The organism is Actinoplanes sp. NPDC048988, assembly GCF_043197815.1.
In the GTDB taxonomy this organism is placed as follows: domain Bacteria; phylum Actinomycetota; class Actinomycetes; order Mycobacteriales; family Micromonosporaceae; genus Actinoplanes.
Genome location: NZ_JBICTW010000021.1, coordinates 85,534 through 105,556, shown reverse-complemented (window position 1 = coordinate 105,556; position 20,023 = coordinate 85,534). Strand labels below are relative to the sequence as shown.

General features: G+C 70.1%; 18 protein-coding genes. 10 read left to right on the top strand and 8 right to left on the bottom strand.

The genetic code is table 11. The annotated features are described in order from the left end of the window. Positions 1-15: 15 nt before the first annotated feature. From ACGFJ7_RS41045 to ACGFJ7_RS41035, 3 genes are read right to left on the bottom strand one after another with little or no spacing between them, the layout of a single operon-like run. Positions 16-1,056 carry an ABC transporter permease gene (locus ACGFJ7_RS41045; protein WP_360256777.1) on the bottom strand — a complete coding sequence of 347 codons (1,041 nt, stop codon included), beginning with the start codon at positions 1,054-1,056 and terminating at the stop codon, positions 16-18. After that, complete coding sequence (locus ACGFJ7_RS41040; RefSeq protein ID WP_360256779.1) at positions 1,049-2,563, bottom strand: sugar ABC transporter ATP-binding protein; 1,515 nt, start codon at positions 2,561-2,563, stop codon at positions 1,049-1,051. The genes ACGFJ7_RS41045 and ACGFJ7_RS41040 overlap by 8 nt, the downstream gene beginning before the upstream one ends. A gap of 29 nt (positions 2,564-2,592) precedes the next feature. Then, entirely contained in the window at positions 2,593-3,657 is a 1,065-nt protein-coding gene (locus ACGFJ7_RS41035; RefSeq protein WP_360256781.1) for a sugar ABC transporter substrate-binding protein, read from the bottom strand. Positions 3,658-3,860: 203 nt separating this feature from the next. On the opposite strand from ACGFJ7_RS41035, the gene ACGFJ7_RS41030 reads away from it, so the two are divergent. The 4 genes from ACGFJ7_RS41030 (at position 3,861) to ACGFJ7_RS41015 (ending at position 8,080) form a co-directional block, all read left to right on the top strand. Continuing rightward, positions 3,861-4,565: a FadR/GntR family transcriptional regulator gene (locus ACGFJ7_RS41030; RefSeq protein WP_360256783.1), complete on the top strand. Its 705-nt coding sequence runs from the start codon at positions 3,861-3,863 to the stop codon at positions 4,563-4,565. A 92-nt stretch (positions 4,566-4,657) separates the two neighbouring features. Next, a complete protein-coding gene (locus tag ACGFJ7_RS41025; protein WP_392647402.1) occupies positions 4,658-5,029 on the top strand; it encodes a hypothetical protein in 372 nt (123 codons plus the stop codon). 79 nt (positions 5,030-5,108) lie between these two features. After that, positions 5,109-7,385, top strand: a complete 2,277-nt coding sequence (gene secD / locus ACGFJ7_RS41020; protein WP_392647400.1) for a protein translocase subunit SecD — start codon at positions 5,109-5,111, stop codon at positions 7,383-7,385. 77 nt (positions 7,386-7,462) lie between these two features. Beyond that, positions 7,463-8,080, top strand: coding sequence for a TetR family transcriptional regulator (locus tag ACGFJ7_RS41015; protein WP_360256785.1), 618 nt, complete (start codon positions 7,463-7,465; stop codon positions 8,078-8,080). 168 nt (positions 8,081-8,248) lie between these two features. Here ACGFJ7_RS41015 and ACGFJ7_RS41010 read toward each other — a convergent pair whose 3' ends face one another. Genes ACGFJ7_RS41010 through ACGFJ7_RS41000 form a run of 3 tightly spaced genes read right to left on the bottom strand, consistent with a single transcriptional unit; the run spans position 8,249 to position 11,056 of the window. Next, positions 8,249-9,040 (bottom strand): alpha/beta hydrolase, encoded by a 792-nt coding sequence (locus ACGFJ7_RS41010; RefSeq protein WP_360256787.1) that lies wholly within the window; start codon positions 9,038-9,040, stop codon positions 8,249-8,251. A gap of 35 nt (positions 9,041-9,075) precedes the next feature. Continuing rightward, positions 9,076-10,497: an NAD(P)/FAD-dependent oxidoreductase gene (locus ACGFJ7_RS41005; protein ID WP_360256790.1), complete on the bottom strand. Its 1,422-nt coding sequence runs from the start codon at positions 10,495-10,497 to the stop codon at positions 9,076-9,078. Position 10,498: 1 nt separating this feature from the next. Next, positions 10,499-11,056, bottom strand: a complete 558-nt coding sequence (locus ACGFJ7_RS41000) for a hypothetical protein (protein ID WP_360256793.1) — start codon at positions 11,054-11,056, stop codon at positions 10,499-10,501. 317 nt (positions 11,057-11,373) lie between these two features. On the opposite strand from ACGFJ7_RS41000, the gene hemC reads away from it, so the two are divergent. The 3 genes from hemC to ACGFJ7_RS40985 all read left to right on the top strand — a co-directional run bounded on the left by hemC (position 11,374) and on the right by ACGFJ7_RS40985 (position 14,404). Then, positions 11,374-12,297, top strand: a complete 924-nt coding sequence (hemC, locus tag ACGFJ7_RS40995) for a hydroxymethylbilane synthase (protein ID WP_360256795.1) — start codon at positions 11,374-11,376, stop codon at positions 12,295-12,297. After that, entirely contained in the window at positions 12,298-13,206 is a 909-nt protein-coding gene (locus ACGFJ7_RS40990; protein WP_392647395.1) for an RNA polymerase sigma factor, read from the top strand. Between the two features lie 97 nt (positions 13,207-13,303). Then, complete coding sequence (locus ACGFJ7_RS40985; RefSeq protein WP_360256801.1) at positions 13,304-14,404, top strand: acyl-CoA dehydrogenase family protein; 1,101 nt, start codon at positions 13,304-13,306, stop codon at positions 14,402-14,404. Positions 14,405-14,526: 122 nt separating this feature from the next. On the opposite strand, the gene ACGFJ7_RS40980 is transcribed toward ACGFJ7_RS40985, so the two are convergent. After that, positions 14,527-15,393 carry a dienelactone hydrolase family protein gene (locus tag ACGFJ7_RS40980; RefSeq protein WP_360256803.1) on the bottom strand — a complete coding sequence of 289 codons (867 nt, stop codon included), beginning with the start codon at positions 15,391-15,393 and terminating at the stop codon, positions 14,527-14,529. A gap of 261 nt (positions 15,394-15,654) precedes the next feature. On the opposite strand from ACGFJ7_RS40980, the gene ACGFJ7_RS40975 reads away from it, so the two are divergent. Further along, positions 15,655-16,134, top strand: coding sequence for an FBP domain-containing protein (locus tag ACGFJ7_RS40975; protein WP_392647392.1), 480 nt, complete (start codon positions 15,655-15,657; stop codon positions 16,132-16,134). Between the two features lie 172 nt (positions 16,135-16,306). Here ACGFJ7_RS40975 and ACGFJ7_RS40970 read toward each other — a convergent pair whose 3' ends face one another. Beyond that, on the bottom strand, positions 16,307-16,891 hold the full coding sequence (locus ACGFJ7_RS40970; RefSeq protein WP_392647390.1) for a DUF1684 domain-containing protein: 585 nt from the start codon (positions 16,889-16,891) through the stop codon (positions 16,307-16,309). A 338-nt stretch (positions 16,892-17,229) separates the two neighbouring features. On the opposite strand from ACGFJ7_RS40970, the gene ACGFJ7_RS40965 reads away from it, so the two are divergent. Both ACGFJ7_RS40965 and ACGFJ7_RS40960 read left to right on the top strand, forming a co-directional pair. Continuing rightward, positions 17,230-18,510, top strand: a complete 1,281-nt coding sequence (locus ACGFJ7_RS40965; protein WP_360256811.1) for a ricin-type beta-trefoil lectin domain protein — start codon at positions 17,230-17,232, stop codon at positions 18,508-18,510. A gap of 34 nt (positions 18,511-18,544) precedes the next feature. Beyond that, positions 18,545-19,909, top strand: coding sequence for a PHB depolymerase family esterase (locus ACGFJ7_RS40960; protein WP_392647389.1), 1,365 nt, complete (start codon positions 18,545-18,547; stop codon positions 19,907-19,909). Positions 19,910-20,023: the final 114 nt, after the last annotated feature.

Here is a 20,023-nt window from a genome sequence, read left to right as displayed (position 1 = left end):
GGTCACTCCGGTCGTTCAGTCCTGGGCCTTGCCTGAGGTGATCCGCGAGAGCACGAGGGCGATCAGGATGATCGCGCCGTTCAGGGCGCCGATCCATTGCGCCGGTACGGACGCCAGGGTCAGCACGTTCTGGATCAGATAGAGCAACAGGATGCCGGTGAAGGCCCCGAACACGGTGCCCTTGCCGCCGTTGAGGCTGACGCCACCGATCACCGCCGCGGCGAAGACGGTGAAGATGTAGCCGTTTCCCTGGGCCGCGGCGACCGATGCCAGCCGCCCGGACAGGAGCAGGCCACCGAGGGCGGCGAGGACGCTGGCCACGATCAGCACGATGGTCAGAACCCGCTCGACGCGGATGCCCGCGGCCCGGGCGGCGTCGGCGTTGCCGCCGATGGCGTAGAGAGCGCGGCCGAACCGGGTGTAGCCGAGCACCACGATGCCGGCCGCGAACAGCACCAGGCACAGCCACACCGAGGCCGGCAGCCCGAGCCACACGGCCGTGCCGAGGTACATCATCGACGAGGGTAGCCCGAAGAAGGTCTGGCCGCCGGAGATGCCGGTGAGCAGGCCGCGGAGCACGATCAGCATGCCCAGGGTCACGATGAATCCGTTGAGCCCGAACCGCACGATCAGAACCGCGTTGGCGGCGCCGACCAGAACGCCGACCAGCAACGTGATCGGCACCGCCCAGACGCCGGAGAGCGCGCCGAGGCCGTGCCCGGCGCCGGCGGCCACGGTCAGCCACGCCGCGATGCCGGGCGCGAGGCCGAAGGTCGACTCCAGGGACAGGTCCATCTTGCCCGCGATCAGAACGAGGGTCTGTGCCAGCACCAGCAGAGCGATCTCCGACATCGTCTGCAGGATGTTGATCAGGTTGTCGCGGTTGAGGAACACCGGGCTGACCAGTTGCCCGATGACGGCGATGGCCACGATCGCCGGCACCAGCACCAGATCGCGCAGCCGGGCGAAACGGATCCGGGCCGTACGACGGCCGGATCGCGGCGGCGGGTCGGGTGCGTCGCGCTGGGACGCCTGCGCGGTTGCGGTGTCAGACATGCCGGTTCAATCCCTCCATCGCGGCCACCAGTTCGTGGTCATGCCAGCCCCGTGGCAGTTCGGTGACGAGGCGCCCTTGAAACAGCACCAGGACCCGATCGCAGGGGCGCAGGTCGTCCAGTTCGTCCGAGGCGACGAGCACGGCGGTGCCGCTGTCGGCGGCCTCGTCGACCTTGCTCAGCAGGAACTCCTTCGACCGGACGTCGACGCCGGCGGTCGGGTTGATCAGCACCAGCAGGCGCGGCTGACTGGCCAGAGCGCGCGCCATGACCACCTTCTGCTGGTTGCCCCCGGACAGAGCGCGTACGGCAAGCTCCGGACCGGTGGTCTTGATCGCCAAGCTCTCGATCATGGCGCGCGCCTCGGCGTCGGTCCGGCGCCGGCTGATCAGGCCGGCCCGCCCCAGGCGCCCGGCGATCGTCATGGTGGCGTTGTCGGCGATCGACATGTCGGCGACGAAGCCCTGGCGGTGCCGGTCCTGCGGGACGAACCCGATGCCCGCGGCGAGGCCGGCGCCGACGTCGCCGGGTTTGACCGGCGTGCCGCCGACGGTGATGGTGCCGGACGCGGGTCGCCGCAACCCGACGATGGTCTCGGCCAGCTCGGTCCGCCCGCTACCGCCGGCTCCCGCCACGCCGACGATCTCGCCCGGCCGGATGTCGAGGCTCAGCTCGGCGAAATTGTCCCCGCTCAGATCACTGACCCGCAGCATGGGCGTCCCGGCGGCGCTGACCGCCGGCCGTTCCCGGGTCGCCGTCAAGCCGCCCGCGTCGCCGGTCATCGCGGCGACGAGATCGGCGCGCGGCAACTCGGCGACCGGTGCGGTGACGATCCAGCGGGCGTCCCGGAAGACCGTCACCGTGTCACAGATGTCGTAGACCTCTTGCAGGTGGTGGCTGATGAACAGGAAGGTGACCCGCTGCGCCTGCAGCTCGCGGATCTTGCTGAACAGGCGGGCGATCGCGGCGGCGTCCAGCTGGGCGGTGGGCTCGTCGAGGATGATGAACCGTGCCCCGAAGGAAAGCGCGCGGGCGATCTCGACGAACTGCCGCTGCTCCACCGAGAGGTCGCCGGCCAGCGTGCGGGCGTCGACCTCCACCCCGTACGTGGCCAGCAGCTCCCGCGCCCGCCGCCGCACCCCCGGCCAGTCCAGGAGACCGGCGCGGCCGCGGTCCTGCCGGTTGAGGAAGAGGTTCTCGGCCACCGACAGCGAGCCGATGATGGTCGACTTCTGATAGACGCAGGCCACCTCGCGGCGCCATGCGTCCCGGTCGCTGATCCTCGGCGCCGGCCGCCCGCCGAACCGCAGCCGGCCGGCGTCCGGTTGCTGCAGTCCGGTCAGGATCGAGACCAGCGTGGACTTCCCGGCCCCGTTGCGGCCCACCAGAGCGTGCGTCTGCCCCGGCTGCACGACCAGATCGGCGTCGTGGAGGGCCACTGTCGATCCGAACCGCTTACTGATCTTCGTCGCCTCCACCACGGGCAGGGCGGCCTGGTTGTCACTCATGTCGTGCTGCCTCCGCTCGCCGGGTCGCCTCAGCTGAGGTTGTTGCCCCAGAGCGATTTGTCGTCGGACTTCACGCTCGGCACGCCGCCGTAGGTGGCGCCGTCCGCCGTGACCAGCGGGGCCTGCAGCTGGTCCTCGAGAAGTCCCGGCCGGACCTGGATGATCGTGCTGTCGTGGTCGGTCGGTCCCGGCTGGAAGGTCTTGCCGTCGATGGCGTCCTTCACGTACGACAGGGCGTACTTGGCATAGAGGTCGGCGGGCTGCGACACCGTGGCGTCGATCTCGCCGGCGGCGATGCCCTTCAGCTCCTGCGGGATGCCGTCGTTGCTGACCACGAAGACGTGTTTCGGATCGGTCGGCGGCACCAGCAGGCCGCGCTGTTTGAGCAGCTGCAGCGTGCCGGCCAGGGCGAAGCTGGACTGCATGTAGACGCCCTTGATGTCGGGGTGCTCGGTGAGCCGGGTCTGCAGTTTCTGCGAGGCGACGGCGCCGTCCCAGTTGGTCGCCTCGCCGAAGACCGTGATGTTCGGGTAGTTCTTCTTCATGCAGTCGTTGAACGCCTCGGTGCGGTCCCGGCCGTTGATCGAGTCCAGACCGCCCTGCAGCATCACGACCTTGCCGGCGCCGTTGAGCTTGGCCCCGAGGAACTGACAGGCCTTCTCGCCGTACGCCCGGTTGTCGGCCCGCACCACCATGAAGACGTTGCCGGTGTCGGGCCGGGTGTCGACGGTGACCACCGGAATCTTCTTCGCCTCGAGCTGCTGCAGCGTCGGCGCGATGGCGGCGGTGTCCTGCGGGGCCATCGCGACGCCCTTGACGCCCTGACTGATGAAGGTCTGCACGTTGGCGGTCAGCTTCGCCACGTCGTTCTGCGAGTTGGTCGTCTTCAGATCGACGCCGAGCTCGCCGGCGAACTGCGGTGTGTATTTGATGTACGAGTTCCAGAAGTCGGTGTCGGAACGCGGGTAGTCCACCCCGACCAGGGGCTTGCCGTCGGCGGAGGCGCCGGCGCTGCCGCCGTCGTCGCCGCACGCCGCGGTGAGCGCGGCGGCCAGCAGAAGCGCGGCTCCCGCGGTGCCGGTTCGAAGTCTCATCGGTGCTCCGATCTATCGCCGTCGATGGAACCGGACATGGGATGTCTTTGTAGACCCGTAGACGCAGCCCTGTCCATAGATCCGGCCGAAATTGCCGCGTAATGCCGAGTTAACCGAAAGCCGGGCCGGCTCCGCCGTGCTGAAGTACTCGGCTGACATGGGATGTCTCTGCTACGTTGGGCTCCCGGCAGGGAGGATCGACAGTGTCGTTGACGGACAAGGCCATCGCCCGCATCCGCGAGCTCATCCTCACCGGGGAGCTGCGCCCGGGCTCCCGGCTGCCGCCCGAACAGCAGCTCGCCGCCGACCTCGGCCTGGGCCGCAACCTCATGCGAGAAGCGGTCAAAGCGCTGGTGGTCGCCAATGTCCTGGAGGTACGCCGGGGCACCGGCACCTACGTCACCAGCCTCGAACCCGAGCTGCTGCTCGAGGGCGTGGGCGTGGCGGTCGAGCTGCTACAGGGTCATACCCTGCTGGAGCTGACCGAGGTACGCCGGCTGTTCGAGCCGGTGGCAACCGGCCTGGCCGCCGAGCGCATCTCCGGCGACCAGCTCGACGCCGTACGCGGACATCTCGAGGCCATGCGCGGCGCCCGCGACGACGTGGAGCTGCTCAACGAGCACGACGCCGCTTTCCACCGCGCCGTTTTCGCCGCCACCGGCAACCGGACCTTGTCGACGCTGCTGGACGGCGTGTCGAGCCGGACTCTGCGGGCCCGGGTCTGGCGCGGCCTCGTCGACGACAACGCCGCGGGACGAACCCTGGCCGAACACGAAGCGATCTACGCGGCCCTGGCCGCCCACGACGGCCCGCTGGCGCACGCGGCCGCGCTCCTGCACGTCGCCACGACCGAGAGCTGGCTGCGCGCCCACCTCGAGACCGAGACGGCGGAACCGGACGAGATCTGAGGCCTCGCGGCCCGGAGCCGGCCAACGTGGAACGAGCCGCCTGGTCCGGACGAGGCCAGGTATCATCGGTCCTCCGGCGAGGGGAGTACGGCGTGCGGGCTGAGCAGCGGGTGCGGCGGGCATGCCGTGCTGTGGTGCTGCCGCTCGTGCTGGTTCTCACGATCGCCTGGGCCGCGCTCAGCAGCGTCGATCACGATGAGACGCCCACCGCCGATACCCTGCCCCGCCTGGCGGTGGCCGCGGTCGTGCCTCAGTCGGCCACGCCGCTGCTGCCGGACACCCGGCTGACCGGTCGGCCGTTGCAGCCAGGCCTGTTGCTGTTCACGGCCACGCTCGTGGCGCTGCTGTTCGGTGTCCGGCGACGCGTGCGGTGGACGGGCACCACGGCGAGGATTCCCGCGGCGAAGCCGTCGCCGCTGCTGCACACGGTGGGAGGTCGGGCACCGCCACGCCGCACGGCGTAGTCGTGTCCCTTCTTCCTTCACCCGCGGAGCCGTCGACGAACGGTGGCCGTGGGCTCATCCGTGTCGAGGAGCATCCGAAATGTCGCGCGCTACTGCCGTGCGCGCAATTCTCGCCCTGGTCGTGCTGGCGGTTTCGGGATGGCTGATCGCCACCCGTTCGCCCCGGCTCGGGCTTGACCTGCGCGGCGGAACCCAGATCGTTCTCGAAACCCGGGACGGCGAGTTCGCCCGGGCCACCACCGCCACCACCGACGAGGCGCTCGAAGTGCTGCGCCGCCGCGTCGACGAACTCGGCGTCGCCGAGCCGGCGCTGGCCCGCTCCGGTGATCGCCGGATCATCGTGGAACTGCCCGGCGTCACCGATCCGGCCGAGGCGGTAGGGGTCATCGGCCGTACCGCCCAACTGACGTTCCATCCCGTTTTCGGCGTCGTCGCCGCAGAACCGTCCCCCGGCCCGAGTGGCGCGCCCGGTGGGGAGCTCGTCCTTGCGGCGGAGAGCGGCGAACGGTTACGGCTGGGACCCGCCGCCCTGTCCGGCCAGCAGGTCGACAGCGCCACCGCCGCCCTGGACCAGTTCACCGGCTGGCAGGTCGGCCTCGACTTCCGCGGTGCCGGCGGAGAAGCCTGGCGCAAGCTGACCGCCGACGCCGCCTGCGCCGCACCCGGTGATCCCGCACGGCGGGTCGCCATCGTCCTGGATCGGGAGGTGATCTCCTCGCCGCAGGTCAACGAGGACGTCGCCTGCGACGCCGGTATCGCCGGCGGCCGCACCCAGATCACCGGCGACTACACCGAGAGCGAGGCGAAGGATCTCGCCCTGCTGATCCGCGCGGGCGGGCTCCCGGTCCCGGTCGAGGTCATCGAACAGCGTACGGTCGGCCCGAGCCTAGGCGCGGCGGCGATCGAGGCGTCCGCGACAGCCGCGATCCTCGGCATGATCGCGACCATCCTGTTCATCATCGCCGTGTACCGGCTCATCGGCGGGATCGCCGCGATCGCCCTCGTCTGCTACGGCCTCATCTCCTACGCCGCGCTGCTGGCCATCGGGTCCACCCTCACCCTGCCGGGACTGGCCGGTTTCGTCCTCGCCATCGGCATGGCCCTGGACGCGAACGTGCTGGTCTTCGAAAGAGCCCGGGAGGAGTACGCGGCCCGCGGCGCCCGCCGCAGCCTGCGAACCGCCCTGCGAGGCGGGTTCAGCAACGCCTGGACCGCGATCATCGACTCCAACATCACCACACTGCTCGCCGCCGGGCTGCTGTTCTTCCTCGCCTCCGGCCCGGTGCGCGGCTTCGGCGTCACGCTGTCCATCGGTGTTGCGGTATCCATGTTCACCGCTCTTGTCCTGACTCGGGCGCTGGCCGGTCCGCTGGCCGATGCCCGCTGGCTGAACCGGCGGCCGGCCTGGAGCGGCCTCGCCGGCATCGGCTGGGTCCGGAGCAGGCTGGAATCCCGCGATCCCGACCTGATGGGACGCCGACGGCTATGGCTGGGGGTGTCCGCCGCGGCGGTGGTGCTCGCGGTCGCCGGCATCGGGATCCGCGGGCTGAACCTCGGAGTGGAGTTCACCGGCGGCCGCCTCGTCGAATACGCCGCCACCGCCCCGCTTTCGGCCGACGCGGCGCGAGACGCGGTCGCCTCGGCGGGACTGGAACGGGCGGTCGTCAACACCTCCGGTGACGGCAACATCAGCGTCCGGGCCGGCGCCTTCGGCGAGGAAACCGAAACGAAGGTACGGTCCGCGCTGGCCCGAGCGGGCGGCGGCGACATCCAGCGGCTGCGCGACGAGAAGATCGGGCCGACCCTCGGTGAGGAGTTGCGCCGCAACGCCCTGATCGCGCTCGGAGCCGCGCTCACCGCACAACTGATCTATCTGGCCGTCCGGTTCCGCTGGCAGTGGGGAGCGGCAACCGTGCTGGCCATGCTCCACGACGTGCTGCTGGTCGTGGGCGTGTTCTCCTGGCTGGGACGGCCCATCGACGGGGTGTTCCTGGCCGCCGTGCTGACCGTCATCGGGTACTCGGTCAACGACTCGGTCGTCAACTTCGACCGGATCCGCGAGCTGGTCCGGCCGAAGGACCGGCGCGGCACCCCGTTCGCGAGGCTGGTCAACACCGGCAGCCTGCAGACCGTGCCCCGCACCGTGAACACCGGCCTCGGCGCGGTCTTCATCCTCACCGCGCTCGCCGTGCTCGGCGGCGACTCCCTCGTCGACTTCGCGCTGGCCCTGCTGATCGGCATCGTCGTCGGCACCTACTCCTCGGTGTTCCTCGCCGCACCACTGGCGATCGTCTTCGAGTCCCGTCCCGGCGGTCTCGCCGCCGCGCCGCGGGCGCCCTCAGCTCACGGCTCCTGACACGCGCACCGGGCGTGACCCGCGTTCGTCAGGTACGCAGGCTTCAGACCGAACGTTCTACCCGCTAAGCTGGTGGCATGACGCGCGGCACAACCGATACTCGAGCCTCGGAATCGCGACCCTCCGAGGCTCGGCAGCGACTTCTCAGCACGGCGAGTCAGATCTTCTACGCCGACGGCATCCACGCGGTCGGCGTCGACCGGATCATCGCCGAGGCCAAAGTTACCCGGGCGACCTTCTACCGGCACTTTCCCAGTAAGGACGACCTCGTGGTCACCTATCTGCGGGAAGTGCACCAGATGGACCGCGGCGCCATCACCGCGGCCATCGCCGCCAACGCGACGGCGGCCGACGCCCTGCTGGCCATCGCGGACACCATCGCCGCCGGCATCAAGCGCCCGGGGTTCCGCGGCTGCGCTTTCCTCAACGCCGCCGCGGAGTTCCCCGACGTCGACCACCCGGTGCACCAGCAGATCATCGCCCACCGCCAGTGGTTCCTGGACACCCTCACGACGCTGATGGCTCAGGTCGCCGAGGACTCGTCCGACGCCGCCGCCCGCCACTTCGTCATGCTGCGCGACGGTGCCATGGCGGCCGGCTGCCTGTTCAACCCCGACCTGATCGTCGACACCTTCCAGCGCGGCGTCGAGGGCCTGGTCCGCATCCACGGCCAGCGTCAGCCGGCCGAGCGCTGACCGGCGGGCTGAACTCGGTGACACCGCTCGGCAGACCGGTGCAGCCGACGGGTGATCGGCGTGGTCCAGGCGCCATCAGAACGCGTCGTCACCGGTCAGGAATGCGATAGCCGCGCTGCTCCCCCGGCCAAAAGCGGCGCGGGGCTCACGCACGTCCGAGCGCGAAAGTCATCGCGAGGCCTGCTCGATGATCTTCGTGACGGCGTCGGGCCGGCTGAGCATGACCGCGTGCGACGCGTTCACCTCGGTGATCTTGGCGCCGGCGCGGACGTCCATCTTGCGCTGCAGGGCCGGGTTGATGGCCTTGTCCTGACGGGTCAGCAGGGCGTACGACGGGATCTTGCGGAAGCCCTCGGTCGCGCTGGCGTCGGTGACCGCCTTGGTGTTGGCCGGGCGCTGAACGGTGGCCAGGTTGGCCGCGTCGTCCTTGCTCAGGTCGCCGGCGAACGCCTCGCGGAACTTCGCCGGGTCGATGATGACCTCGGCGCCCGCGGGCACCGGGGTGGTGATCAGCGGCAGGGCCGGGGTGGACTGCGCGGCGAGCTCGCCGATGGTCTCGCCCTGGACCGGGATGAAGCCGGCGATGTAGACCAGCGACTTCACATCGGGTACGGCGGTGGCGGCGTTGGTGATGACCGCCCCACCGTACGAGTGGCCGACCAGGACCTTCGGGCCCTTGATGGTGGCGAGGTAGCTGGTCACGTACGCGCTGTCGCTGGTCAGTCCCTGGATCGGGTTGGCGATGGCCTTGACCGGGTAGCCGTCGTGGCGCAGCCGCTCGATGACGGGGTTCCAGCTGGACGAGTCGGCCCAGGCGCCGTGCACGAGCACGATGGTCGGCTTGGCCGGCTTGGTGTTCTTGCCGGAGGCCATGGCGGCGGCCGGAACAGCGGCCGCACCGAGCAGGGCGAGGGTGGTGGCGCCGACGACGGCGGCACGGCGGGAGAGACGGATACGCATTTCAGATCGAACCTTTCGATTGGTTGGACGGCCGCTCAGCGGCCGTAGGTCTCCAGGAGGCGCAGCCAGACCTCGCTGACGGTCGGGAACGCCGGGACGGCGTGCCAGAGCCGGTCGATCGGCACCTCGCCGACGACCGCGATGGTGGCGGCGTGGATGAGTTCGGCCACGTCCGGGCCGACCAGGGTGAAACCGACGATCACCTGGCGGTCCTCGTCGACGACCATCCGGGCCTGACCCGCATAGCCCTCGGCGTGCAGCACCGAACCCGAAACCGCGCCCAGGTCGTAGTCGATGACCCGGATGTTCAGGCCGGCCTTCTCCGCCGCGGCGGCGGTCAGGCCGACCGAGGCCACCTCGGGCTCGGTGAACACGACCTGCGGCACCGCCCGCTCGTCGGCGGTGGCCGCGTACCGGGCGTACGTACCGGTGTCGGCCGGCTCGCCCTTGGCCCGGGCCGCGATCGCGTCGCCCAGCACCCGCGCCTGATACTTGCCCTGGTGCGTCAGCAGCGAACGCCGGTTCACGTCGCCGGCGGCGAACAGCCACTCCCCCGCGCCGGCGACGCGCAGGGCGTCGTCGACCGTGAGCCAGGAGCCGGGCTCGAGACCGATGGTGTCGAGCCCGAGCTGCTGGGTGTTCGGAACCCGGCCGATGGCGACCAGCAGTTCGTCGGCGGCGATCTGCTCGCCGTCGGTGAGCGTGACGTGCACCGTGCCGGACTCGTCGCGGCGGACGGAAACCGCCTCGGCCCCGAGCCGCACGTCGACACCGGACTCGCGCAGCGCCTGGGTGACCCGCTCGCCGGCGAACGGCTCGGCCAGGTGGAGCACGCCGTCCCGGGCGAGCATCGTCACCTTGGCGCCGAGGCTCGTGTAGGCGGTGGCCATCTCCGAGGCCACGACGCCGCCGCCGATGACGATGAGCCGGCCGGGAACCGCCTTGGCCGAGGCCGCCTCGCGGCTGGTCCACGGCTTGGCCTCACGCAGGCCCTCGATGTCGGGAACCAGAGCGCTGGTCCCGGTCGCGACGACCACCGCGTGCCGGGCGGTCAGCGTGGTCACGGCTTCGTCGGCGCTGTACACCTCGACGATCCGCTCGCCGCTGATCCGGCCCTGGCCGCGGTACAGCCTGATGCCGGCCGAGTCGAGCCAGGAAACCTGGCCGTCGTCCTTCCAGTTCGACGCGAACGAGTCACGGCGGGCCAGAACGGCCGCCGCGTCCAGCTGTCCGGTGACCGCTTCGCGGGCGCCGGGTACCTGGCGGGCCGCTCGCAGCGCGGCGGTGCTGCGCAGCAGCGCCTTGGTGGGCATACACGCCCAGTACGAGCACTCACCACCGACCAGCTCCCGCTCCACGATGGCGACCGACAGACCGCCCTGCACCGCCCGGTCGGCGACGTTCTCGCCGACAGGGCCGGCACCGATCACAACGACGTCGTACGTGGTGTCGCTCATGTCAGTTTCCCTTTGCGGTACGGCCGAGCCGGACGGCGGCGATGAGGAAGAAGATGGCGCCCGGGATCGCGTAGCCGACCGCGTTGGTCATGGCGGGATCGGTCGCGGAGGCGGCGGCGAAGAACGACGAACCGGCGAGCACGGAGAGGCCACCGCTGATGATCATCGGCCACTGGCCGCCCATCTTCCGGCGGGTGACGCCGACGAACAGCTGGACCAGACCGGCCACGACGGCCCAGGCGCCCCAGACGCGCAGCACCGCCGGGATGCCGGAGGAACCGGCGATGGCCAGGCCGACCGCGGCGATCAGGCTGACCGCGATGTTGACGTACAGCAGGGCCGGCGAGCCGGTGGAGCGCGACGAGCGGGCGTCGATGACGGCGGCGGCCACGTCGACCAGCGGGTAGATCACCAGGAGGGTGGCGCTGAGCCCGGTGAGCTCGTCGGCGACCGCGAAGGTCACCCCGGCCCAGACCAGGGCGAAGGCGGCCCGGGCGAAATACAACCGCCGCAGGGCGGCCGCCGTCGTCGAGATGCCGGGAGCGGCAACGGTGGTCATAGTCATCCTCTCGGTGTTTCGTGAGCGAACGGACGTCCGGCGAGGCGCCGGGGACCGACCACCACGTGAAAGAACGAACGTTCTGTTGTGGCCAACCATGATGACTCCCCGAACCAATGTCAAGACGGAACGTTCTATCCGACAGGTTCGTCACAGGGAGTTCGGCGCGAACGAGGGCCGGGCGGTGGCTCCGGGACACCGCCACCGGGCTGCTGGACGCGCAGGGACGTGATCCGGGTGAGGGTTCAGCGCGGACGATTACCGACCTCAGCGTGGGCGGCGCAACCCGGCCGGCTGATCGGTCTAACCTGGCGGTCATGCGTACGCTCCGTATCGGCACCCGGAACTCGCCCATGGCCCTGGCCCAGGTCGAGCGGGTGCGCCGCATGCTGGCCGAGCGGTATCCGCACGTCGAGGTCCAGGTTGTCTCGATGACCACCAGCGGTGACCGGTGGCAGGGCGACCTGGCCCTGCTGGGCGGCAAGGGCGCGTTCACCAAGGAGGTCGACGGCGCGCTGCTGGCCGGCGAGGTCGACCTGGCCGTGCACTGCGTCAAGGATGTGCCCGGCGACCGCCCGGCCCCGGCCGGCACGGTCCTGGCCTCGTACCTGGCCCGCGACGACGTCCGCGACTGCCTCGTGCACCCGGCCGGGACCCGCCTCGAGGACCTGCCGCCCGGCGCCCGGATCGGCACCTCGGCCGTACGCCGGGTGGCCCAGCTCGCCCTGCACTGGCCGCACCTGACGCCGGTCCCGATCCGGGGCAACGCCAACAGCCGCCTGGCCAAGCTGGCGGCCGGCGACTACGACGCGCTGCTCCTGAGTGCGTCCGGGCTCGAGCGCATCGGCCAGGTGAACCGCATCACCCAGTACCTCGACGTCGACACCATGGTGCCCGCGGTCGGCTCGGGCACGCTGGTGCTGCAATGCCGCGAGGACGACCGGGACACGGTCGAGCTCGCCGCCGCGCTGGGCGATCCGCGCACGTGGCAGGAGACCGTGGCCGAGCGCACGATGCTGCACGTCCTGCAGGGCTCCTGCCACTCCCCCATCGGCGGCTACGCCCGGACCGAACCGGACGGGCGGATCAGCCTGCGCGCCCGCGTCGTCAGCCTGGACGGCAAGACGGTCCTGGACGCGCACGAGTGGGCCACCGACCCGGTCACCCTGGGCACATCGGTGGCCGCCGCCCTGCTGCGCCAGGGCGCTCGCGACGTTCTGGGGCCGAGCTTTAATGGGTGAGTGCTCAGATCGGACGCGGAACTAGTCAGGGCGGCGCGCACCGGGGACATGGCGGCGTTCGCCGTGCTCACCGAGCGGCACCGGGCCGGGTTGCGGGCCACCGCGATCGCGGTGCTCGGATACACCGACGAGGCCGAGGACGCCGTGCAGGACACCATGCTCACGGCCATGCGCAGGCTGCCCGAGCTGCGCGACCCCGAAGCGGCCGGGCCGTGGCTGCGCCAGATCGTTCGCAACACCTGCAAGATGCTTTTGCGCCGTCGTCAGCCGGTGCCGGTCGCCGAACCGGAACCGCTGATGCCGCCCGCCGGGGATCCGCGGCCGGACGAGGTGCTGGGCCAGTCGTACGCCCGGGACTGGGTCCGGGACGCGGTCGGCCGGCTGTCGCTGCCCCTGCGTGAGGTCGTCCTGCTGCGCTACTTCAGCGACTACACGTCGTACCACCAAATCGCCAAACTTTGCGGGATCGGCGAGGACACCGTGGCCAGCCGGCTGCGCGACGCCCGGCGGACCTTGGCGCACACGCTTCGCGAGACCGCGGACGACGCCCATCACGCGGCGGATCACGAGGCCCACCGCCGGCAGGCGCGGGACCATCTGACGGCGATGCAGAGCGGCACGTACGACCGGGTCCTCGACGACTGGTACCGGCCCGACCTTTCGGTCTTCGCGCTGGGCGGTCTGGTCGGCGACCGGTCGGCGCTGCGCGCGATGATGGACTACACCTTCGGCGCGGGTGTGGGCGTCCGGCTGCGGGACGCCACCGCCAGCGGGGAGGTGCTGGTGTGGGACACCGACTACATCAACCCGCACTCGGATCCCGAGCACTGTCCCCCGGGCTCGGCCTGGCTGATCCGCCTGCGTGAGGGCCGGGTGGCGCGGATGGGCGTCGCGTACGCCACGAGGTGAGACCGGCGTCATAGCGATCCGGGCGCAGTTTCCGCGGATCCGGCGCATCTCGTCCGGACGGGCCCGAACCGCGGGTCCCCGACGGAAGGGATCGGTCATGCCGATCGACGAACTGCCCGAACTGCTGCGCCCGGCGATCGAGAAGTACCGCGACGAGGCCGAGGAACGCGGACGACCGGCCGGCGAGCTGGTGACCGAGCTGCGGGAGCGGGGCGCGTTCGGCGTACTCACCCCGCGCGAGCGGGGCGGGTTCGGGGTGCCGGTGGCCGAGGCGCTGGACTTCTACGCCCGCGTCGCCCGCATCGACGGCCCGACCGCCTGGTTGCTGTGGAACTTCAACCTCGGCTTCGCGGCGGGCTGGCTGCCGGAGGAGGCCACCGAGCGGATCTGGGGCGGCGGCACGGCCCCGCTGATCGCCAACTCGGGCTCGCCGGGCCTGCTCACCCCGGTCGACGGTGGCTACCAGCTGAACGGCACCTGGAAGATCGTCAGCGGCGCCCACGTGGCCGAGTGGTACCTGCTGGCCGGGGCCGACCCGACGGCCGGAGCCGGCTTCGACGCGTTGCGCTTGTGTGCCGTGCCACGCTCCGAGGTGTCCATTCAGGACACGTGGGATGTGGTGGGCATGCGGGCGTCCGACAGCAACTCCGTCACCGCCGAGAACGTCTTCGTCCCGGCGCACATGACCCAGGCGTTGTTCGCCCCGCACCACGCCACCGGGCTGCCCGTGATCAACCTGCTGTTCCCCGGCTGCGCGGCCGTGCTGATCGGCATGGCCGAGGCGGCGATCGACGAGCTGATCGCCCTGGCCGCCGTGAAGAAGGGCTTCGACGGCATCACCCTGGCCGAGAAGGACCACGTGGCGATCGCCGTCGGCCGCTCGCTGTCGCAGGTGGCGGCGGCCCGGGGCCTGCTGCTGGCCACACAGCGCGACCTGGACCGGGCGGGCGCCGCCTCGACCGAGCTCGACCGGGCCGCCGTGCGCGGCGCCATCGCCCACGTGACGGAGACCGCCCGGACGGTCCTGACCGCCATGTACGAGGCCGGCAGTTCCGACCCGCTCTACCGGACGAGCCGGCTGGGCCGCATCTACCGTGACGGCATGGCCGCCGCCCAGGCCGCCAACCTCTCCACCACCCAGTGGACGATCCCCGGCCGGCTGGCTCTGAGCCAGCCGGTGGGCTGGCCGTTCATCTAAGAGGCGAGGTCCGGGTCTGGAATGGACAACGGCCGGCCCGGCGCACCGTCGGGTTCGGGATGTGGTGGGCTCAGCGCGGCCAGTTCTGCTCGATCATCAGGCAGCGCAACTCCATGGTCCTCTCACTGGCGTGCGGGCTCGGAGATGGTGAAGAAGTCGTCGATGAGCTGGGCCGTCCGCACGTCCTGGTTGGTCCGGCCCATCACGGCGGGGGCCTGGGCCGGTCCCGGGATCGTATGGCCGCCGCCGTGCACGGTGTAAAGCGCTACCGGCGGGTGCCCGGGCTCGCGGTATTCGGTGCGCTCGACGAAGGTCTTGGCGTCGGCCGCCGGCAGTTTCGTGGTGGTGGGCGCGGCGGTGATGCCGTTGCGGGCGGCGAAGTAGGCCGCGGTCTGGGGCGCGGACAGGCTGCGGCCGCCGATTTTGAACACCTTGCGCGCCCACCAGCTGAACTGCCCGCCCTCGTACTTGACGATCGGGTCCTTCGTGCCGTGGATGAGCAGGACCGGCATCGGCGCCGGCGGCGCGTCGGCGATCAGGAAGCTCTCGGGCGCCGGCATGGTCGCGGCGATCACGGTCGCCCCCGCGATCAGCTGCGGGGCCTCGTGGGCCAGGCGTATCACCATCTGACCGCCGTTGGAGTAGCCGACCGCGTACACCCTCGCCGGGTCGATGCCGTGGCTGACAGCGAGCTTCTCCACCAGCGCCCGGGCGAAACCGACGTCGTCACTGTCGTCGATGCGGGCCGGGAAGGCGCTCTCCCGCCGGGCGTCGTTCCAGTTGCCCTTGTGGCCGTCCGCGTAGACGACCACCGCGGCGCCGCTCTCGGCCAGGGCGTCGTAGGCGCGGCCGATGAACTCGCGGTGCTTGGCCCCGGTCTGCTTCGAGCCGTGGAAGACGAGCAGGAGACTCCGTCCGGGCCGGCCGGCCGAGGGACCGATGATTTCGTACGTCCGCCGGGTGCCGTTCACAGTGATGCCGTCGAGCATGACCGCCTCCTGAAGGGGATTAACTATCCGATCCCAAGATAGCAGGAGCGGATTTTTTATCCGATAGACGGAGTCGCCGGCGAGATCCACCAGCAGGGCGCACGGGTCAGCGAGGACGACGCGCGCCTCAGGCGTCCCGGAGCGGCGCACAGCGCCGGCGCGGTCTGCCTGCGGCGGTCGCGGGCGAGGCTCGGCGCCGCCGACAGCCTATGATATTTTTTCTTTTGCCTAAAGCGTTTAGGCAGACGTACCGTGGAGCGCGTGAAGCCGCTGACCGAGCAGGAAATCCGTGCCGCGTTCGTGAACTGCAGCAAAGGCGAGGCCAAGCGCCTGTACGTGCCACGTGACCTGAGTGACCAGCCCTGGGAAGAACTCGACTATCTGGGCTGGCGAGATCCCCGCGCCCCGCAGCGGGCCTACCTCGTCGCCGGTGACCAGGCGCTGGTTCTGCGGACCCCGAGCGCCGGCGCCGAGCGGATGCGGCGCAGCATGTGCTCGATGTGCACGGTCAGCCCACTGGCCGGCGTCTCGTTGATGGTGGCGCCGCGGGCCGGCGCGGCCGGCAAGCGCGGCGACTCGGTCGGAAGCTACTTCTGCAACGACTTCGGCTGCTCGCTCTACCTTCGCGGCAAGCGTGATCCGGGCCCCGGCGGCCGCCTGCCCGAGACGATCTCCCTCGAGGACAAGGTCGAGCGCCTGGCCACCAACCTCACCGCGTTCCTGGGCCGGGTCGCCGCGTGAACCGCGCGAAGGGGGAGAACCAGGACGCTTGACATACGTACGGCGAAACTCGGCGGCCTGGAAGTCGGCCGAATCGGACCGGCGCGATGGGCACGTCCCACGGCTACCGGCGGCGGCCGCGACGACGCCGAGTCGATCCGCACCATCCAACGCTGACCACCCCAGTGGCGCCTCAGTGGTACGTCAGTTCGCCCGCCTCGATGGTGGCGTCGATGCGGTTCTCCATCGGGGCCAGCGGGCACTGCCAGGCGTCGTCGTAGGCACAGGACGGGTTGTAGAGGTAGTTGAAGTCGAGCTTGACCCGCGTACCGGAAATGATCTGAAGGCCCCGGCCGAAGGTGCCCTTGACCGTGTCGGTGAGGTAGCGGCCGCCGCCGTAGGCGCCGTGGCCGCACAGGCCGTCGCGAACCGGAAGGAAGAGGCCGCCGCCGTAGGCCTTGATCCACCAGAGGGACAGCTCGCCGAGTGGCGTCTCGAGGATGCCGACCCGGTTGTAGTGAACGACGCCGTCCTCGCCGCCGGTGTCGATGTCGATCTCGCCATCAGCCGGGCGCAGCGTGGCTTCGACGATGGCGCCGTCGTTCGGCGGCAGGTAGCGCAGTCCGCGGAACTGGGCGCGAGCTTCCGGCGGGATGGCCGACTGGGGGTGCGAACCGAAGAGCTCATCGCGCTGGGCGCGGAACTCCTTCAGGTCGGTGTCGGCCAGATACATCCGGGCGACGGCGGCGCGATAGTCGGTGAGCTCCAGGGCGTTCATGGCCCCAAACGTATGGCGTCACGGATGCCGCCGTCCCGTGAAACTCGCCTCAGCCTCACGACTCGAACCGCTCTCGGCCATAACATCTTTTCTCCGGAAAACTTCCGGAAGATTTCAAAAGCTGCGACACGACCAATCTCGGCCTCGGCCCACACTTTCGGCAGCTGAGCTGCGCGCTTGTCCGCTTTGCCGAGAGAAAGTTACGAAACATCTCCGAAACTTATTGTTCACTGGTGATCGCTGCGCCTAGCATCGCTCACACATTGAGATGCATCCATGCCCTGCTCGAGAAGGGAGAGGCCGTGGAGACGAGTACACGTCGTGGACGGTCGTCGAGAATGCGGACCGCGGTCGGGGCCATCGTCACGGCGGCCGCCGTCGCGGTGGGCATGATCGCGACGATCCCGCAGGCGAGCGCGGCGGCCGACAACCCCTACCAGCGGGGACCGGATCCCACCGTGGCCAGCGTCGCCGCCCAGTACGGGTCCTTCGCCACCGCCCAGATCACGGTGCCGCCCGGCAACGGTTTCAACGGCGGCTTCATCTACTACCCCACCGACACCAGCCACACGTACGGCGCGGTCGCCATCGTGCCCGGATACACCGCCCTGTTCGCCAACGAGGAAGCCTGGATGGGCCCGCGGCTGGCGTCCTTCGGGTTCGTCGTCATCGGCGTCGAGACCAATAGCCGCAACGACTACGACGCCGCCCGCGGTACCCAACTGCTCGCCGCCCTGGACTACTTGACCAACTCCAGCGCGGTACGCGACCGGGTCGACCGCAACCGGCTGGCGGTCATCGGCCACTCGATGGGCGGCGGCGGCGCCCTGTACGCGGCCACCCAGCGCCCGTCACTGAAGGCCGCCATCGGCCTCGCGCCGTTCAAGCCGTCCGGCAACCTGGCCTCGGACACCGTGCCGACGATGATCATCGGCGGGATCAACGACACCACTGTCACGCCGTCCTACCTCGACGGCCTCTACCCGACCCTTCCGGCGGCGACGCCCGGCGCGTACCTCCAGCTCGCCAACGCCGACCATCTCTATTTCACCCGGCCCAACGACATCGAGCTGCGCAGCCAGATCGAGTGGCTGAAGATCTTCGTCGACAACGACACCCGCTACAGCCAGTTCCTCTGCCCGAGTGTCAAGGACACCACCGGCATCGTCCGGTCGAACGTCAAGTGTTCGACCATCCCGGGCGACGGTTCGACGCCTCCGCCCACCACGACGCCCCCGCCCACCGGGTCCAACCGGATCGTCGGCGCGCAGTCGGGCCGATGCCTCGACGTGCCGGGCTCCTCGCAGAACAACGGCACCCGGGTACAGCTCTACGACTGCAACGGCCAGGCCAACCAGACCTGGACGCTCACCTCGAGCAAACAACTGACCGTGTACGGATCCCGCTGCCTCGACGCCGCCGGCTCCGGCAACGGCTCGGCCGTACAGATCTACAGCTGCAACGGCCAGGCCAACCAACAGTGGAACGTCAACTCCAACGGCACCATCACCGGCGTCCAATCCGGACGCTGCCTGGACGTGTGGGGCACCGGCAACGGCCAGCAGATCCAGCTCTGGGACTGCAACGGCCAGGCCAACCAGAGATTCAGCCTGAACTGACCGAGCCGGCATCCCGTCGTCGAAAGAAGGTCTGATGAAGCGCCTCTTGAGTGTCCTGCTGGCGGCCGGCATGGCGCTGGTCGCCGGTCTCGCCGCGATCCTGGTGTCCGGTTCCCCGGCGATGGCGGCGAGCCTGACCCGGGTGACCAACTTCGGCACCAACCCGACCAACCTCAACATGTACATCTACGTGCCGGCGAACCTCGCGCCCCGGCCGGCGCTGCTGGTGCTGGTGCACTACTGCAGCGGTTCGGCGAGCGCCGTCTTCAACGGCAACGGCCACGACTACGTGACCGCGGCCGACCGCTACGGCTACATCATGGTGCTGCCCGAGGCCACCCGCAGTGGCAGCTGCTTCGACGTGTCGACCGCCGCCGGGCTCCGGCGCAACGGCGGCAGCGACTCCACCGGCATCAAGTCGATGGTCGACTACGCCCGCTCGCAATACCCGAGCATCGACTCCTCCCGCATCGTGGTGTCGGGGTTCTCCTCCGGCGCCATGATGACCAACGTCCTGGCCGCCGAATACCCGGACGTGTTCAGCGCCGGGTCGGCCTTCTCGGGCGTACCGGCCGGCTGTTTCGCCACCAGCGACGGGTCGATGTGGAACAGCCAGTGCTCCGGCGGCAACATCAGCCGAACGGCCCAGCAGTGGGGCGACACCGCCCGAGCCATGTACCCGGGCTACACCGGCGCCTATCCGCGCATGCAGTTGTGGCACGGCACCACCGACACCACGCTCGCCTACCCCAACTTCGGCGAGGAGATCAAGCAGTGGACGAACCTGCACGGCCTGTCGCAGACGCCGGCGTACACCGATCGCCCGCAGTCCTCGTGGACCCGGACCCGCTACGGTGACACCGGTACCCGGGCGACCGTCGAGGGGATCAGCATCTCCGGCGTCGGCCACCAGCTTCCGATGAGCGGCCAGATCGCGTACGCCATCTCCTTCCTCGGACTCGACCAGCCGTCCACCCCGCCGACATCGACCCCGCCGCCGACGACGACCCCGCCGCCCTCGGGCGGCGCGAACAAGATCGTGGGAACCCAGTCCGGCCGGTGCCTCGACGTGCCGAACGCGGCGCGCACCAACGGGACGAGGGTGCAGCTCTACGACTGCAACAGCCAGGCCAACCAGCAGTGGACCTACACGGCGAGCAAGCAGCTTCAGGTGTACGGCAGCATGTGCCTGGACGCGGCCGGTTCCGGCAACGCCTCGGCGGTGCAGATCTACGCCTGCAACGGTCAGAGCAACCAGCAGTGGAACGTCAACACCAACGGCACCGTCACCGGCGCCCAGTCCGGCCGCTGCCTCGACGTGTGGGGAACCGGCAACGGGCAGCAGGTTCAGATCTACGACTGCAACGGACGGCCCAACCAGCAGTTCACACTCCAGTGACCACTGCACGGAGCCACCTGTTAGCCGCCTGACCAGCTGACCTCGGAGGGCCGTTCGGGCCATCGCGGGTCGTTGATCATCTCCGGCAGCCTGCGCGGGTGCCTCGCAAAGATG